This is a genomic window from Pseudomonas sp. PL-6, assembly GCF_054110165.1.
Genome location: NZ_CM134189.1, coordinates 3,764,629 through 3,779,950 on the forward strand (window position 1 = coordinate 3,764,629; position 15,322 = coordinate 3,779,950).

A 15,322-nucleotide genomic window follows, 5' to 3' on the forward strand; every position below is an offset into this window, starting at 1 on the left:
CCGCGGCAGAGCGGCCGCGACCAATGACGATTATCGCGGGATAGCTGAATTCAATTCACAGGTCGACCAGCTGATCGGTGAACCACTCGATGAACTGTGCCACCGCCGGCTTGTCCAGACGCAGGCGTTCGCAGACCAGCGCGTATTGCCCCAGCGAGGCCACCTGGGCGGCGAACGGGCGCACCAGGCGACCGCTAGCCAGGTCCTCGGCACTGGTCAGGTTGTCGCCGATGGCCACGCCCTGGCCGCGCGCGGCGGCCTCCATGGTCAGCCCGGCATGGCCCAGGTAGAGATGGCGCGCCGGCTGGATGTCGCCGGCGTGGGTGGTCAGCCAGGCGGTCCAGGTCTTGCCGTCCTGGTCGTCGTGCAGCAGGCAGTGGCGGGCCAGGTCGCGCGGGTGCTTGAGCGGCAGCTGGTTGAACAGGCCGGGGCTGCACACCGGGAAGAACTGCAGGGTCGGCAGCGGCCGCACGAAGTAGGCGCTGGCATCCTCGGGGCCGGTGCCGTAGGTGATCGCCAGGTCGATCTCGGCACCGGGCAAGGGCGCCTCCAGTGGCTGCTCGTGCAGGTGCAAGGTGATCTGCGGATAGCGCTCGGTGAAATCGGCCAGGCGCCCGACCAGCCACTTCTGCGCCAGCTCCACGGTCACCGCGATGCGCAGCTGCGCCTGCGAGCCGGGGTCGCGCAGCTCGTCGCAGGCCTCACCGATCAGCTCGAAGGCCTGCTGCAGGCTGTGCAACAGACGCCGCGCCTGCGGCGTCGGCCGCACCTGACGGCCCTCGCGCTGGAACAGCGCGGTACCGAGTTGCTCCTCCAACTGGCGAATCTGGTGGCTCACCGCGCTGTCGGTGACGCACAGCTCGGCGGCGGCGCGGCCGAAGTGGGCGTGGCGCGCGGCGGCCTCGAAGGTACGCAGGGCGGTGAGCGAAGGCAGGCGGCGCATGGCGATCCCGGTTCCGGCAAAAAGCGGCATCCTGGCTCAGGCGCGCACAGCCGACAAGCCATGCGCAGCGGAGCCGCGACGATGCCCGGGGCGCACCCTACCCACGCAAGCTCCGTCAGGGCTTATCCGGGCGGATATCGAAGCCGCCCTTGTTCTGGCTGACGATACGGAAGGCATGGCTTTCGCCGGCCTTGACCGGCACCGCCAGCTCGCGCAGCAGGCGGCCCATGCTGCACAGGGTGTCGTCCTGCTTGTCCAGGGTGATGCCCACCACGCGGGTGCCGGGCCGTACCTGGAAGGTCGCCACCTCGCCGACACCGATGCGCGCGGCGACCTGGCGATCCACTTCGATGGCCACGTAGCAGCCGCCGCCCAGCATGCCGAAGTCGCGATTGACCACGATCTGCGCGCTGCCCGCGCGGGCCTCCTGAAAGGCCAGCAGGCGCTCGGCCGGCACCGGGCGGACATGTTCCGGGTCGCCGCGAAAGGACGAACAGCCGGCCAGCAGCAACAACGGCAGAGCGATAAGAAGCGAACGCATGAGGCCCTCCATGGGCGCGGTGGATGCCGCCTGAGTATTGGCGCAGGCAGGCGGCAGCTCAAGTGCCAAAACCCGCTCACCGCTACTCGCCGGCAGGCGCCACACCGCGGCGGCTATTCGCTCAGCAGTTCGCCACCGTCCAGCAGCGTATCGGCCATATGGATCACGTTGCGGCAGGCTGCCCAGTGGCAGTTCCTGCCGCGGTAGTTGTACAGCAGGTCCTCGAGAAACACGCCCTTGGTCTGGCCCAGGCCGGGTTGCTTGACCGTGGCCAACCGCGACAGGGCTCGCGCCTCGCCCAGCTTCAGGTTGTCCGGAGCGAGCAGCACGTAGTTGCGCACCTGATCGCCCGCCTCGTAGGTTTCGGGCAACGCCAGTTGCTTGTCACGCATGGATTTGCACATGCCGGACAGGCCATTGGTGACGTCGACCAGCTTGCCGATATCGTTGTCCAGGGTGTCCAGCCCGTGGAACTGGGCGTGACCGTCCGAGCACCAGAAGGTGATAGTGGTGCCCTCCGGCACCCGGATGTGTTTCGGCCGTTGCTTGTAGACCCTGCAATAACCGCCGTGCCCGGCGAAGACCATGATGTTGCGCAGGAACACGTCGTCGTGCATTTCCGCCAGTTTCATGGCTCGGTCCCTCGAAGAAGTGGATGACACTGCTTGAACCCAGTCGCAAGCGACCGGGTCAAGCTAGCAGTCCACTCCCCTGCGCGCCACGCAGGCCGTCGCCTCAGCCGTGCAAGCGCTTGACCAGCCGCGCCTGCAGCGCTTCCAGCTCAGCCGGATCGGCCTTGTTCGCCGCATGGATGCCCAGTTGCTCGCCGGGGAAGCGCGGGATCACGTGCATATGGATATGGAACACCGTCTGCCCGGCCGGCGCGCCGTTGAACTGCGCCACCTGCACCCCGGCCGGCTCCAGCTCCTCGACCAGGGCGCGGGTGAGCTTCTGCACCACGGCCATCACCTTGGCCAGGCTGGCCTCGTCGATCTCGAGGATATTGCGCGCGGCGGCGCGCTTGGGAATCACCAGGCTGTGGCCGTAGGACTGCGGGAACAGGTCGAGGAAGGCCAGCACCTCGTCGTCTTCGTAGAGCTTGTAGCAGGGCGCTTCGCCGCGAATGATCTGGGCGAAGATGTTCTGGGGATCGTAGGTACCGTGCAGACTCATGCCGATGGGCTCCGTGCCGGGTGGAGGAAAGCTCGCACCATACCGCCTAGCCCGCTCCCAGGAAACCGGCGCTTCACCGCCGTATGGCTCGCGTCCCCATGTCCCGCCTCGCCGGCGCGCAAAAACCGGCGGTTGACCGGCGCAACGCTGGCGCCCATACCCGGCCCGAGCATCGGGAACCTGCCGGCATCGCCCGGGTCGATGGGCATTAGCAGCAGGATCGATTTCCCTCGCCCACACCCTGCGTGTTCTGATCGCCGGCATCCCGTCGCCGTCCCATCCGCCATGGAGTTCACATGACCGACCTCGCCCAGTTCCCCATCACCCGCAAATGGCCCGCCCAGCACCCCGAGCGCCTGCAGCTCTACTCGCTGCCCACGCCCAACGGGGTCAAGGTGTCGATCATGCTGGAGGAAACCGGCCTGGCCTATGAGCCGCATCTGGTCAGCTTCGACAGCAACGACCAGTTCAGCGAAGCGTTTCTCTCGCTCAACCCGAACAACAAGATTCCCGCCATCCTCGACCCCGTTGGTCCGAACGGCGAGCCGCTGGCATTGTTCGAGTCCGGCGCCATCCTGCTCTACCTGGCGGAGAAGACCGGCCAGCTGCTGCCGCAGGCTGCCGGTGCGCGCTATCAGGCGATCCAGTGGCTGATGTGGCAGATGGGCGGCGTCGGCCCGATGTTCGGCCAGCTCGGCTTCTTCCACCGCTTCGCCGGCCGCGACTACGAGGACAAGCGTCCGCGCGACCGCTACGTGGCGGAGAGCAAGCGCCTGCTCGGCGTGCTCGACCAGCACCTCGAAGGCCGCGACTGGATCATGGGCAGCGAATACAGCATCGCCGATATCGCCACCTTTCCCTGGATACGCAACCTGGTGGGCTTCTACGAGGCCGGCGAGCTGGTCGAGTTCGAGCGCTTCGCCAACGTGCGCCGCGTGCTCGAGGCCTTCCTCGCCCGCCCCGCCGTACAGCGCGGCCTGAACATCCCCGCGCGCGGCTGACGCCCCCCGAGTTCGACGAAAGCGCCGATCTAGAGCCATTACCAATCCCCCGACGCGCTGTCGGGGGCCTATAATGCGCCGGCCGTTTGCCCTCCCCGCCCAAGGTTATTCATGAACGACCACGCCGCCACCGCCGCGACCAACCTGTCGCCTGGCGCGATCCTTCTCATTCAACTCGCCCTGGCCCTCGGCGGCTTCGCCATCGGCACCGGCGAATTCGCCATCATGGGCCTGATGCCCAACGTCGCCGCCGACCTGGGCATCAGCGAGCCGCAGGTCGGCCACGTGATCAGCGCCTACGCCCTCGGCGTGGTGGTCGGCGCGCCGATCCTCGCCCTGCTCGGTGCGCGTCTGCCCAGGCGCATCCTGCTATTGCTGCTGATGGGCTGCTTCGCCCTCGGCAACTTCGCCAGCGCCCTGGCCCCGGACTACCTGTCGCTGATGCTGTTCCGCTTCGTCGCCGGCCTGCCGCATGGCGCCTACTTCGGCATCGCCATGCTGGTGGCGGCGAACATGGCGCCGCCGCACAAGCGGGCCAAGGCGGTGAGCCGGGTGCTGGCCGGTCTCACCGTCGCCATCCTGATTGGCAACCCGCTGGCCACCTGGCTCGGCCAGGGCCTGAGCTGGCGTTATGCCTTCGCCCTGGTCGGGGTGATCGCCATCACCACCATCGCCATGGTGGCGATCTTCCTGCCGACCGATCGCAACGAGCAACGCTCCAGCCCGATCGGCGAGCTGCGCGCCTTCAACCGCGCGCCGATCTGGCTGGCCATGGCCATCGGTTCGATCGGCTTCGCAGGGATGTTCTGCGTGTTCGCCTACATGGCGCCCACCCTGCTGCAGGTGACCGGCGTGCAACCGGGCTGGATTCCGCTGGCGATGGCGCTCTTCGGCGCCGGCTGCATCGTCGGCAACAGCGCCGGCGGCTGGCTGTTCGACCGCCTGCGCTTCAAGGCGGTGGCCTGGATCCTGCTGTGGAGCGCGCTGGTGCTGCTGTTGATGCCGCTGGCAGCGCAATCGGTGTGGAGCGTGGCCCCGGCGATCTTCGCCCTGGGCACCATGATCGCCCTCGGCCCGGCGCTGCAGACCCACCTAATGGACGTGGCCACCGGCGCGCAGACCCTGGCCGCGGCCTCCAACCACGCCGCCTTCAACATCGCCAACGCCCTCGGCCCCTGGCTCGGCGGCCTGGCCATCGGCGCCGGCCTGGGCTGGACGGTCACCGGCTATATCGGCGCGGCCACCGCCGTGCTCGGCCTCGGCCTGTTCGCCTGGGCCTGGCAGGTGCAGCGGGTCGCGACGGCGCCCGCCGAGCCGGCGGCGAGCTAGCACGGCGCGCCAGCGGCAGGTATCTTCTGTCGCCAACGCCAACCGCCCTTGCCCATCGAGTCGCCCATGAATCCGCGCCTGCTTCGCCCCCTCCTCCTCTGCAGCCTCGCCCTCGCCGCGCTCGGAGCGCAGGCCCGGGTCGAGGTCGCGGCGCGGGACGGCCTGCTGGCGGCGAAGATTTCCGAAGAGATCGCCCCCGGCGACTACGAGAAACTGCTGCAGGGCCTGCGTGCCCATCCGGGCAGCTACAGCCGCAAGATCGTCCTGCTCGACAGCATCGGCGGCAGCGCCCCGGAGGCGATGCGCATGGGCCGCCTGCTGCGCGAGACCGGCTTCGAGGCGCTGGTGCCGTCCGGTGGGGTCTGCCAGGGCAGTTGCGTCTACCTGCTGGCGGCCGGCAAGCGCAAGATCGTCAAGGGTCACGTCGCCCTGCGTCGCCCGCCCTTCGCCGCCGGCGACTCGGCCCAGGCGCAGGCCGCCCACGGCAGTCAGCCGTTCAGCCCGGCCGCTTACTTGCGCGAAATGGGCGTCGATATCGGCCTGGCCGAAGACATCTACCGCGCCGCCCCCGGCCAGTTGCGCCTGCTGAGCAGGGACGACCTGGCGCGCTACAGGTTGCACTGAGGCGCCCAAAACCACTGCCGCCCAGGCAGGGAGACCACTCGCCCCGCTCCAGCAGCGACGGGACAGGCGAGGCGCACTGCCGCATATCGCCACGCCGGGAGCAACGCGCGGACAGCGACTAGGCTGCATGACGGGCCCATGCCCTGTCTCCGTTCCCCCTACAAGGAGGTACCCGCGATGGTTTCAGCCCTGATTCAGAACGTCGCCCTCAACAACCATTCGCCGGCCGGCGGCATGCTGCCCTACCACCAGAACTGCGTGGCCATGGCCTTCTCCCGCACCCTCGGCATCGGCGTCAACGCGGCGGTCAACCTGTTCATCGCCAGGGGTTGGGTGGGCAGCGCCAGCGCACTGCAGTACGACAACGCCATCGCCACCATCGTCGCGCAGCTGCCGCTGGCCAACGTCGCCCTGGACGAGTCCTGGCTGTCGCTCAAGCCACGCCTCAGCACGCTGGCGGATGGCCGCTACTTCGCCGTCAACTCGGGAGCCAACAACTTCGGCGGCACCGGCATCGGCCATGCCTTCGCCATCGTCAAGCACGGCAGCTGGGGCACCGCTGCCAACAACTCGGAGAAAACCGACAGCAACTACGGCAGCAGCATCGCCGGCTCGAGCAAGATCAGCCTGTGGGGGCCGGCCTAGGCTGGACCCGCTACGCCCAGGCCCTGCGCGCCGGGGTCATGGCTGCGACGCAGCGCAGACAACGCACTAGCGTGCTTTCTTCCTACCGGTCTTGCGCGCATGGGCGCCGGCGGCGGCAGCCTTGAGCAGGCGCTGGAAGGTCGGGCACTCGGCGTGGCTCGGCGCCGGGCAGGCCGCGGCATGCCGCAGCCCCCGGCTCATGGCGCGCAGACGCTTGATGCTGGCGTCTATCTCGTCGGCCTTGGCCAGTAGCGCCTGGCGATCGATTTGCGGCTCGCCATGGCTGGTCAGCATGTTGCGGATCTCGTCCAAGCTGAACCCGGCGGACTGGCCGAGGGAGATCAGCGCCAGCTGATCCAATACCTGCGCGGCGAAACGGCGCCGCTCGCCCTGCCGGTTGAGCACCCGCAGCAAGCCCTTTTCCTCGTAGAAACGCAGCGTCGATGCTGGCAGACCGGAACGCCTGGCGACTTCGGCGATATCCATGCACACCCCTTGACTTCAAGTTCACTTGAACTTGTAGCCTCACATCGAAGCCAGCAATGGTCAACCCGAGTGAGGCCCCAAAATGAACCCGTTACTGCACGATCTCTTGCCGATATTCGCCATAGGCGCCGGCGCCACCCTGGTGATGGACGCCTGGTTGCTGCTCCTGCGGCGCCTGGGCATCGCCACCCTGAGTTTCGCCCTGGTCGGTCGCTGGGTCGGCCACCTGCTGCGCGGCCGGGTCCGCCACGCCGCCATCGCCAAGACGGCGCCGGTTCGCGGCGAACTGGCGCTGGGCTGGCTCGTCCACTACGCCACCGGCATCGTCTTCGCCGTCCTGCTGCTGGTTCTCACCGGTCCGGGCTGGGCTGCGCGTCCCTCACTACTGCCGGCCCTGGCGCTGGGCCTGGTCACCGTGGCCGTGCCGCTGCTGCTGATCCAGCCGGCGATGGGCGCCGGCATCGTTTCGCGCCACACGCCGACGCCGCTGAAGAACTGCCTGAAAAGCCTGGCCACCCATGGCGTGTTCGGCCTCGGCCTGTACCTGAGCGCCAGTCTGCTGGCCGCGCTACCGGCCTGAGCCACACCTTCGCCCCAACCCCGCCGAGCCTGCGTGCCGGCACCACCACTGGAGAACGTTCGATGATTTCGCCGAAATACGCCCCCCTGCTGTTCGCCCTGATCCTTTCCGGCCTGATGTCGCTGCTGGTCTCGGGCATCGCCACCCTGCGCGCCACAGGACTGGCGCCGCAGTTCGCAACACTCTGGCTGAGCGCCTGGCTGACGGCCTGGCTGTTCGCCTTCCCTACCGTGCTGCTGGTGGCGCCGCTGACCCAGAGGCTGGTCAGGGTGCTGGTGACCAGCAAATAGCCGGTTGCGCCCGGGAGGGTCGGCGCCAGATGTCGTGATCGCCCTTATCGGGCCATGCCCGACAGGGCAGCGCCGATGGCCGCGCGCACTCAGGGGCCCAGGTAGCGCTGTTCGATGCGGGTGTAGCTGCCGTCCTCCACCAGCCTGCGCAGGACGGCGGCGTAGTTCTGCACGAACTCGGGCTGCACGCTCTTCCTGCTGAAGGCCACCTCCGCCGCGTCGCTGGACACCACCACGGCGGTCGGGCGGATATGCTCGCTCAGCCCCAGGCTCTGCAGTTCGAAACGGCCAGAATGTTCGTCGGCGATCAGGCCGTCGATGCGTCGCCGGGCGACCATCTGCCAGAGGTTCAGACGAGTGGCGTTGAGCACCACGCGGCTGGCGAAGGCCTCGTCGGCCATCAGCGTCTGGTAGTCCGCCCCGTAGGACACGCCGATCTGCGCGCCGAGGCGCAGCGGCGTGTCGCGCAGTTGCAGCAGGTTATCCAGCGGCCAGCGCTGCGCCGCATCGCGGCGCAGGAAGAGGATATTGCGCGACGGCTCGAGAATGACGCCGGAGAAGTGCGCGTAGGCCTCGCGTTCCGGCTTGCGGAAGGCGCCGGGCAGGACGTCGAGGCGGCCCTGCTCCAGCTCCAGCAGCGCCCTGGCCCAGGGCAGGCGTACCAAGCGCGCCTGGCAGCCCAGGCGGGCGAACACCGCGCGATTGAGGTCGATATAGATGCCGCCGACCGAGCCGTCCTCCAGCTCCATGCTGAAGGGCGGGTCGTGATCCCAGCGCAGCGACAGTTCGCAGTTCGCCCCGGCCAGCCCCGGCAACAGCGTAAGCAGCAACAGGAAGCGGCGCAGGGCACCTGGGCGAGCCAGCGGGGGACGAACTGCAGATAGCGTCAAAGGCGACTCTCGGGACTACAGGGGACCGATATGCCCGAGTCTAGGGAAAGCGCGGGTGGATGGCAAAGCGCCGTGGCCAGCGCGTGCGGCGACGCCGACGAGACGTCGTCGCGTCAGGCTGAACCTGGGGATAACGCCCGTAGCGGCTCTTAGCGCGTGGCCGCGAAGCCCTTTACCCGCTCCAGCCAGGCCGGGTCGAGGCGGTTCTGCTCCAGTTCCAGCCCCTGCGCCTGCATGGCTTCGCAGTGCGCGTCGATCTCGCGCACCATCTGGCTCAGCTCGCTGGAGTTGCCGTCGAGCTGGTGCATCTGGGTCAGACCCAGGTGGTAGAAGCGCAGCAGCTTCATCGCGCTGGCGTCGCCCTGGGCCACGCCGGCTTTTACATGGTGCATGACATTGGTCACGCGCATCAGGCTGCGCTTGAGCCGCCAGCCGTACACCGCCGCCGCCATCAAGGGCCGCGACCACAACTGCAGGCGCACCAAGGCGACGGTCAGGCCCAGGCCGGCCAGCACCCCGAGCAGGTTCCAGCGGAAATTGTCGCCGCCGGGCGTGCCGAACAGCTGGGTGCTGGCGGTGGCGCAGAGCATGGCCAGCGTCAGGAAGATGACCGCGATCAGCAGCGTGCTGCGGCGGGTCTGCTGGCGGTAGTGCTCGGGATCGATGGGGGTGATTTCGAACATGACTGACAACTCTCGACTGTGATTGGGCGGGCTCTGCCCTCTCGGCATCAGGCCTCGACCTGACTCCACTGCTTGCTCAGGCGCTTGTCCGACACCGCCATCTTGGTGCCCAGCTGCTGGGCAAACAGCGACACGCGGTATTCCTCCAGCATCCAGCGATACAGCGTCAGCTCGGGGTCGCGCTTGCCTTCCTGGGCGTGCTTGGCCGCACGCGCCTGGTACTGCTGCCAGTAGCCGCTCAGCTCGCCGGTCCACACGCGGTCGCGCTGCACCTGGGCGCCGACCTTGTCCAGGCGCTGTTCGATGGCCTTGAGGTAACGCGGGATTTCCTTGAGCCACTCGCCCGGTGTCTCGCGCACGAAACCGGCATAGACCAGGTTCGCCAGCTGCTGTTTGATGTCGTTGAGCGCCATGGCCTGGGCCAGGTCGATCTTGCCCTTGAAGCGCTTCTGCAGGCCATGGTGCAGCTTGAGGATCTCCAGCACCTGGCGGGCGATGCGTTCGGCGTGGGCGGTCCAGTCGCCGCGCTTGCGCTCGGCCAGTTGCGCCAGGGCGGCGCCGTCGCGCGGCAGGCTGGCTTCGCCATCGAGGATGCAGGCGTCCAGGCTGGCCAGCAGGATGTCTTCGACCAGCGCCTCGACGCGGCCGATCTCGCGGTAGAGCAGGCCCAGTTCGGTCAACCCCGGCAGCTTGCCGCGGAGGAACTTGGCCTGCTCGGCCAACTGTTGAAGGAGCAGACGTTGCAGGGCGCGGCGGTGCTGGAAGTCGGCTTCGGCCTGGGTCGGGAAGCGCCCTTCCTTGACCACACCCGCCTCCTCCACCAGCGCCGGGTAGACGGTCATGGAGAGGCCGGCGATCTTCTGCTGGGCCTTCTCGGCGACCTCGGCGAAGGCCTTGGCCTCCACCGCTTTCGGCTTGTCGCTCTGCTGCGGGATGGCCAGCGCGGCCTGGCTGGCCTCGGCGAAACGCGCGGTCAACTCGGCCAGGTCGCGGCCTTCGCCGAGGAACTTGCCGTGGGCGTCGACCACCTCGATGTTCATCTTCAGATGGTTTTCCAGCCCGGCGGCGGCCTCGGCCCAGGCCTCGTCGGAGACCCGCACGCCGGTCATGCGCAGCAGCTCCTGGCCCAGCGCCTGCGGCAGCGAGCCCTGGCCGAACACCAGCTTGTCCAGCGCCGCGCCGACGAAGTCCGGCACCGGCACGAAGTTCTTGCGTAGCGCCTTGGGCAGACCGCGCACCAGGGCGATGCACTTGGCTTCCAGCAGCCCCGGCACCAGCCATTCGAGGCGCTCGGGTTGCAGTTGCGGCAGCAGCGGCGCCGGCACGCGCAGGGTCACGCCGTCGCGCGGATGGTTGGGCTCGAAGTGGTAGCTCAGCGGCAGTTGCAGCTCGCCGATGCGCAAATTGTCCGGGTACTGCGCGGCGGTGACGTCCTTGGCGTCGCGCGCCAGGGCGTCCTCCTCGCGCATGATCAGCAGCCCGGCGTCGGCGGCGCTGCCCTTCTTGTACCAGGCCTCGAAACTGGCGGTCTGGTAGATGTCCTGCGGGATGCGCGCGTCGTAGTAGCCGAACAAGGTCTCTTCATCGGCGAGGATGTCGCGGCGGCGCGACTTGGCCTCCAGCTCGTCGAGGCGTTCGAGCAACTGGCGGTTGGCGGTCAGGCAGCGCACCCGGCTGTTGATCTCGCCGCGCACCAGGCCCTCGCGAATGAACAGCTCGCGCGAAACCACCGGGTCGATGGGGCCGTAGTGCACCGGGCGGCGAGCGACCACGATCATGCCGTACAAAGTGACCTGCTCGAAGGCCACCACCTGGCCGCGCTTCTTCTCCCAGTGCGGCTCCAGATAGTTCTTCTTCACCAGATGGCCGGCCAACGGCTCGATCCAGTCCGGCTCGATCCTGGCCACCATGCGGGCGAACAGCTTGGTGGTTTCCACCAGCTCGGCGGCCATCACCCAGTTGGGCTTCTTGCGCCCGATCACGCTGGACGGGTGAATCCAGAAGCGCCGCTGGCGCGCGCCGAGGTAGTCGCCGTCCTCGGTCTTCTGGCCGATCTGGCTGAGCAGGCCAGCGAGGATGGCCTTGTGCACCGCGGCGTAGTTCTTCGCCCGCACCGCCGCCTCGCTGACCTCGGCCTGCTGGCGGGCGATGGCGTTGACGCGGGTGTCCTTGGTCGGTTGCGGGGCCTTGCTGTCCGCCGGCTGTGGTTCGCGGCTGAGGCCGCTCCGACCGATTCCGCGTTCGCCTTCGAGCTTCAGCTCGCGGACGATCAGCACCAGCTGGCGGTGCGCATCGCGCCATTCGCGCAGGCGCATGTAGTTGAGGAAGTTCTTCTTGCACCAGCTGCGCAGCGGGTTGGCGCCCAGCGCCTGACGCTGCTCCTCGAAACCGCGCCAGAGGTTGATCAGCGCGGCGAAATCCGAGTCCACGTCCTTCCACTGCGCGTGCGCCTGGTCGGCGGCCTGCTGGCGGTCCATCGGCCGCTCGCGCGGATCCTGCACCGATAGAGCGCTTGCGACTATGAGGATTTCCTCCAGGCTGCCCTGCCTGGCGCCTTCGAGCACCATGCGGCCCAGGCGCGGGTCGATGGGCAGCCGCGCCAGCTGGCGGCCGATGGGCGTCAGCTGGCTTTCGCGATTGACCGCCGACAGCTCCTGCAAGAGGTTGAAGCCGTCGCTGATGGCCTTGCCGTCTGGCGGCTCGATAAAGGGGAAGTCCTCGATGCTGCCCAGGCGCAGGTGCAGCATCTGCAGGATCACCGCCGCCAGGTTGGTGCGGAGGATTTCCGGGTCGGTGAATTCCGGGCGGCCGAGGAAATCCTCCTCGCTGTACAGACGGATGCAGATGCCCGGCTCGACCCGCCCGCAACGGCCCTTGCGCTGGTTGGCGCTGGCCTGCGACACCGGCTCGATGGGCAGGCGCTGCACCTTGGCGCGGTAGCTGTAGCGGCTGATACGCGCGGTGCCGCTGTCGATCACATAGCGGATGCCCGGCACGGTCAGCGAGGTTTCCGCCACGTTGGTGGCCAGCACTATCTTGCGTCCCGGCATGGGCGCGAAGATCTTCTGCTGCTCGGCCGGGGTCAGCCGCGCGTACAGCGGCAGCACCTCGGTGTGGCGCAGGTTGGCCTTGCGCAGCACTTCGGCGGCCTCGCGGATCTCGCGCTCGCCGGGCAGGAACACCAGCACGTCGCCGGGGCGCTTGCCGACCTCGCGCTCATGGGCGGCGATCTCGTCCAGCGCGGCGAGGATACCCTGGTCGATGGTCAGGTCGTCGAGCAGGCGCTCGCCCTCCTCGTCCACCTCGGCCGCCAGCGGCCGGTACCAGGTGTCCACCGGGTAGGTGCGGCCGGACACCTCGATGATCGGCGCGTCGTTGAAATGCTTGGAGAAGCGCTCCAGGTCGATGGTCGCCGAGGTGATGATCAGCTTCAGATCCGGGCGACGCGGCAGCAGGGTCTTCAGATAGCCGAGGAGGAAGTCGATGTTGAGGCTGCGCTCGTGCGCCTCGTCGACGATGAGGGTGTCGTACTTTTCCAGAAAGCGGTCGTGCTGGGTCTCGGCCAACAGGATGCCGTCGGTCATCAGCTTGATCAGCGTGCTGTCGCTGCTCTGATCCTCGAAGCGCACCTGGTAGCCGACCAGCTCGCCCAGCTTGGTGCCGATCTCCTCGGCCACCCTTGTCGCCACGCTGCGCGCGGCCAGGCGCCGCGGTTGGGTGTGACCGATCAGGCCGTGCACGCCGCGGCCCAGCTCCAGGCAGATCTTCGGCAACTGGGTGGTCTTGCCCGAGCCGGTCTCGCCGGCGATCACCACCACCTGGCTCTTTTCCAGCGCGGCCTTGATCTCGTCGCGCTTGGCGGCGATCGGCAGTGCGTCGTCGTAGCGCATCGGCGGTATGCTCCGCTGGCGCGCCAGCGCCTTGGCGCAGGAGGCCTGGAAGCGCTCCAGCCACTGCGCCAGCTTGGCCTCGTCCGGTTTTTTCTGCAGCTCGTGCAGTTGCCGGCGCAGGCGATGGCGGTCGGCCTGCAGGGCCTGGTCGAGATTCTTGTGCAGTTGGTCGAAGCTGGGGCTGGCGTCGGTCATGGGGGCCGTGCTGGGCGAGTCGTCTGGGAGGCAGCCGCGGATTGTCGCAGATTTGCCCCGGCCAAGACGACCGCCGTCGACGCCACGGACAGCCGCGTCAGATCTGGAACTGCCCCACCAGGCGCCGCAGGCGTTCGCCCAGGCCGTTGAGGTCGCGGGAGGTCTGCGCGCCCTCAACGGCGTCGTTGGCCACGCCGTCCACCGCCACGGCGATCTGGTGCACGCTGCGGTTGATCTCCTCGACCACCGCGGTCTGCTCCTCGGCGGCACTGGCGATCTGCGCGTTCATCGAGTTAATGGTGCCGATCAACTGGGCGATGGCATCCAGCGAGGTGCCGGCGCGAGTGGCCTGCTCGCGGGTGCTGTCGCCCATCTGGGTGGCGCGCTGCATGGTGGTCACGGCCTCGTCGGTGGTGTTCTGCAGGCGGTCGATCATGCCCTGGATCTCACCCGTACTCTGCTGGGTGCGACTGGCCAGGGCGCGCACCTCGTCGGCGACCACGGCGAAACCGCGCCCCGCCTCACCAGCGCGGGCGGCTTCGATGGCGGCATTGAGCGCCAGCAGGTTGGTCTGGTCGGCGATGGCGCGGATCACTTCGAGCACGCTGACGATGCCCTGTACGTCCTGGCGCAGGGTTTCCAGCGATTCGCTGCTGGCGCGTACCTCGCTCACCAGATGATGGATGGACTGCACGCTCTGATCGACCACGCGCTTGGCCGACTGGCCTTCGGCGTCGGTATCGCGCGCCGCCTCTGCCGCGCGCTGGGCGCTCTGCGCCACTTCATGGGCAGCGGCGGACATCTCGTTGATCGCCGTGGCGACCTGATCGGTCTCGTGGCGTTGCCGCTCCATGGCCTGCTCGGAGCGCTGCGCCTGGCTGGCCACGGCGCCGACCAGTCCGGACAGGCTGCCGGTGGTGCCGGCCACCTGTTGCACCAGCAGGTGAATCTTCTCGACGAAGCGGTTGAACGAGGCGGACAGCTCGCCCAGCTCGTCGCGACTGGCGACCGGCAAGCGATGGGTCAGGTTGCCGTCGCCGGCGGCCATGTCGTCGAGGTTGGCCTTGATCAGCTGCACCGGCCGGGCGATCGACGCCGCCAGCGGCAGGGCCAGTAGCGTCAGCACCAGCAGCAGGCCGACGGCCGAGCCGATCATCACCAGCAACAGGCGGTCGGTGCTGCGCTGGAACTCGTCGCGGGCCAGTTGCACGTCGCGCTCGACGCCATCGAGGTTGACCGAGGTGCCGAACACCAGCTTCCACTTCGGCAGGTAATGGGCATAGCCCACCTTGGCCACCAGTTCCTGGCTGTCGCCGAGCACGAAGCTGTAGTCGACGTAGTGGCTGTTATCCATGCCCGCCCGCACCAGCTCGCGGATGGCGTAGATGCCATTGGGGTCGCGGTAGCCGCTGAAGTCCTCGCCGATCTTGTCGTCGGTGTTGCCCTGCAGCACCCGGCGGGTGCCGGTGTCGTAGCCCCAGAAGTAGCCGTCGACGCCGTAGGACAGGCGCTTGAGCACCTGCACCGCCTCGTCGCGCGCCGCCAGGTCGCCGTCGGCCGAGGCCTGGTACAGCGGGGCGATGGCATTCAGTGCCAGCTCGACGTACTGCTTGATCTCGCTCTTGCGATCCTCCACCAGCTTGGCGCGAGTCTGCGCCTCCTGCTGGGCGGCCAGGTTGTCGAGCACCACCATGGCGATGCTGGAGAGCAGCAGGGTCAGCAGACAGATAGGGCCGAGGGCCAACAGCAGGACTTTGGAGCGCAAACGCAGTCGGGCGAGCATGGTCACGGCACCTTGCAACATCAGGGGGTTAAGGGAGTGGCATATTGCCGATATTCTGGCGTCAGAAAAATAGAGAAACACAAAAACTGGTCGGACCAGCCGTAAAGTCGTCGGGGAAGATTCAGGTCGGCGCGGCGTGACCGCGCCTCGAATGGCCGTTACCGGGCGCAACAAACAATTGCCAGGAGCCATTTTTGGCGTCGCCTGCGACGGTCTCGCAGGGGGGGCGCCAGGGATGGCGGGCAACAAAAAACCCGCCGCAGCGGGTT

The 15,322-nt window shown here is 68.0% G+C and carries 15 protein-coding genes; 6 read left to right on the forward strand and 9 right to left on the reverse strand.

Annotated elements, in window-relative coordinates:
• Positions 1-55: 55 nt before the first annotated feature.
• From ACW9UL_RS16070 to ACW9UL_RS16085, 4 genes are all read right to left on the reverse strand, one after another.
• On the reverse strand, positions 56-943 hold the full coding sequence (locus ACW9UL_RS16070) for a LysR substrate-binding domain-containing protein (RefSeq protein WP_457787637.1): 888 nt from the start codon (positions 941-943) through the stop codon (positions 56-58).
• A gap of 115 nt (positions 944-1,058) precedes the next feature.
• Complete coding sequence (locus ACW9UL_RS16075; protein WP_457787638.1) at positions 1,059-1,484, reverse strand: 3-isopropylmalate dehydratase; 426 nt, start codon at positions 1,482-1,484, stop codon at positions 1,059-1,061.
• 113 nt (positions 1,485-1,597) lie between these two features.
• Positions 1,598-2,116, reverse strand: coding sequence for a putative adhesin (locus ACW9UL_RS16080; RefSeq protein ID WP_457787639.1), 519 nt, complete (start codon positions 2,114-2,116; stop codon positions 1,598-1,600).
• Positions 2,117-2,219: 103 nt separating this feature from the next.
• On the reverse strand, positions 2,220-2,657 hold the full coding sequence (locus ACW9UL_RS16085) for an HIT family protein (RefSeq protein WP_457787640.1): 438 nt from the start codon (positions 2,655-2,657) through the stop codon (positions 2,220-2,222).
• A gap of 296 nt (positions 2,658-2,953) precedes the next feature.
• On the opposite strand from ACW9UL_RS16085, the gene ACW9UL_RS16090 reads away from it, so the two are divergent.
• The 4 genes from ACW9UL_RS16090 to ACW9UL_RS16105 all read left to right on the forward strand — a co-directional run bounded on the left by ACW9UL_RS16090 (position 2,954) and on the right by ACW9UL_RS16105 (position 6,256).
• A complete protein-coding gene (locus ACW9UL_RS16090) occupies positions 2,954-3,658 on the forward strand; it encodes a glutathione S-transferase N-terminal domain-containing protein (RefSeq protein WP_021441944.1) in 705 nt (234 codons plus the stop codon).
• A gap of 111 nt (positions 3,659-3,769) precedes the next feature.
• On the forward strand, positions 3,770-4,987 hold the full coding sequence (locus tag ACW9UL_RS16095) for an MFS transporter (protein WP_397496361.1): 1,218 nt from the start codon (positions 3,770-3,772) through the stop codon (positions 4,985-4,987).
• A gap of 66 nt (positions 4,988-5,053) precedes the next feature.
• Positions 5,054-5,611 (forward strand): COG3904 family protein, encoded by a 558-nt coding sequence (locus ACW9UL_RS16100; protein WP_397496360.1) that lies wholly within the window; start codon positions 5,054-5,056, stop codon positions 5,609-5,611.
• Between the two features lie 177 nt (positions 5,612-5,788).
• Complete coding sequence (locus tag ACW9UL_RS16105) at positions 5,789-6,256, forward strand: hypothetical protein (protein ID WP_397496359.1); 468 nt, start codon at positions 5,789-5,791, stop codon at positions 6,254-6,256.
• Between the two features lie 66 nt (positions 6,257-6,322).
• On the opposite strand, the gene ACW9UL_RS16110 is transcribed toward ACW9UL_RS16105, so the two are convergent.
• Entirely contained in the window at positions 6,323-6,742 is a 420-nt protein-coding gene (locus tag ACW9UL_RS16110; protein WP_021444440.1) for a helix-turn-helix domain-containing protein, read from the reverse strand.
• An 82-nt stretch (positions 6,743-6,824) separates the two neighbouring features.
• Between ACW9UL_RS16110 and ACW9UL_RS16115 the strand changes: the two genes are divergently transcribed.
• Together ACW9UL_RS16115 and ACW9UL_RS16120 are read left to right on the forward strand one after the other, a co-directional pair.
• Positions 6,825-7,322 carry a DUF2938 domain-containing protein gene (locus tag ACW9UL_RS16115; RefSeq protein ID WP_397496358.1) on the forward strand — a complete coding sequence of 166 codons (498 nt, stop codon included), beginning with the start codon at positions 6,825-6,827 and terminating at the stop codon, positions 7,320-7,322.
• A gap of 62 nt (positions 7,323-7,384) precedes the next feature.
• On the forward strand, positions 7,385-7,612 hold the full coding sequence (locus ACW9UL_RS16120) for a DUF2798 domain-containing protein (protein ID WP_021444438.1): 228 nt from the start codon (positions 7,385-7,387) through the stop codon (positions 7,610-7,612).
• Between the two features lie 89 nt (positions 7,613-7,701).
• On the opposite strand, the gene ACW9UL_RS16125 is transcribed toward ACW9UL_RS16120, so the two are convergent.
• The 4 genes from ACW9UL_RS16125 to ctpM form a co-directional block, all read right to left on the reverse strand.
• The gene (locus ACW9UL_RS16125; RefSeq protein WP_021444437.1) at positions 7,702-8,442 is read right to left on the reverse strand and encodes a substrate-binding periplasmic protein; all 741 of its coding nucleotides are present in this window, start codon (positions 8,440-8,442) and stop codon (positions 7,702-7,704) included.
• Positions 8,443-8,651: 209 nt separating this feature from the next.
• Complete coding sequence (locus ACW9UL_RS16130) at positions 8,652-9,185, reverse strand: DUF3087 domain-containing protein (RefSeq protein WP_457787641.1); 534 nt, start codon at positions 9,183-9,185, stop codon at positions 8,652-8,654.
• A 47-nt stretch (positions 9,186-9,232) separates the two neighbouring features.
• Complete coding sequence (gene hrpA / locus ACW9UL_RS16135) at positions 9,233-13,270, reverse strand: ATP-dependent RNA helicase HrpA (RefSeq protein WP_457787642.1); 4,038 nt, start codon at positions 13,268-13,270, stop codon at positions 9,233-9,235.
• Between the two features lie 97 nt (positions 13,271-13,367).
• Positions 13,368-15,245 (reverse strand): methyl-accepting chemotaxis protein CtpM, encoded by a 1,878-nt coding sequence (ctpM, locus tag ACW9UL_RS23185; protein WP_522731730.1) that lies wholly within the window; start codon positions 15,243-15,245, stop codon positions 13,368-13,370.
• Positions 15,246-15,322 lie beyond the last annotated feature (77 nt).

Excerpts from the sequence above, each read along its gene's own strand:
- ACW9UL_RS16070 (WP_457787637.1), bottom strand. The coding sequence starts at position 943 with ATGCGCCGCCTGCCTTCGCTCACCGCCCTGCGTACCTTCGAGGCCGCC.
- ACW9UL_RS16075 (WP_457787638.1), bottom strand. The coding sequence starts at position 1,484 with ATGCGTTCGCTTCTTATCGCTCTGCCGTTGTTGCTGCTGGCCGGCTGT.
- ACW9UL_RS16080 (WP_457787639.1), bottom strand. The coding sequence starts at position 2,116 with ATGAAACTGGCGGAAATGCACGACGACGTGTTCCTGCGCAACATCATG.
- ACW9UL_RS16085 (WP_457787640.1), bottom strand. The coding sequence starts at position 2,657 with ATGAGTCTGCACGGTACCTACGATCCCCAGAACATCTTCGCCCAGATC.
- ACW9UL_RS16090 (WP_021441944.1), top strand. The coding sequence starts at position 2,954 with ATGACCGACCTCGCCCAGTTCCCCATCACCCGCAAATGGCCCGCCCAG.
- ACW9UL_RS16095 (WP_397496361.1), top strand. The coding sequence starts at position 3,770 with ATGAACGACCACGCCGCCACCGCCGCGACCAACCTGTCGCCTGGCGCG.
- ACW9UL_RS16100 (WP_397496360.1), top strand. The coding sequence starts at position 5,054 with ATGAATCCGCGCCTGCTTCGCCCCCTCCTCCTCTGCAGCCTCGCCCTC.
- ACW9UL_RS16105 (WP_397496359.1), top strand. The coding sequence starts at position 5,789 with ATGGTTTCAGCCCTGATTCAGAACGTCGCCCTCAACAACCATTCGCCG.
- ACW9UL_RS16110 (WP_021444440.1), bottom strand. The coding sequence starts at position 6,742 with ATGGATATCGCCGAAGTCGCCAGGCGTTCCGGTCTGCCAGCATCGACG.
- ACW9UL_RS16115 (WP_397496358.1), top strand. The coding sequence starts at position 6,825 with ATGAACCCGTTACTGCACGATCTCTTGCCGATATTCGCCATAGGCGCC.
- ACW9UL_RS16120 (WP_021444438.1), top strand. The coding sequence starts at position 7,385 with ATGATTTCGCCGAAATACGCCCCCCTGCTGTTCGCCCTGATCCTTTCC.
- ACW9UL_RS16130 (WP_457787641.1), bottom strand. The coding sequence starts at position 9,185 with ATGTTCGAAATCACCCCCATCGATCCCGAGCACTACCGCCAGCAGACC.
- hrpA (WP_457787642.1), bottom strand. The coding sequence starts at position 13,270 with ATGACCGACGCCAGCCCCAGCTTCGACCAACTGCACAAGAATCTCGAC.
- ctpM (WP_522731730.1), bottom strand. The coding sequence starts at position 15,245 with ATGGCTCCTGGCAATTGTTTGTTGCGCCCGGTAACGGCCATTCGAGGC.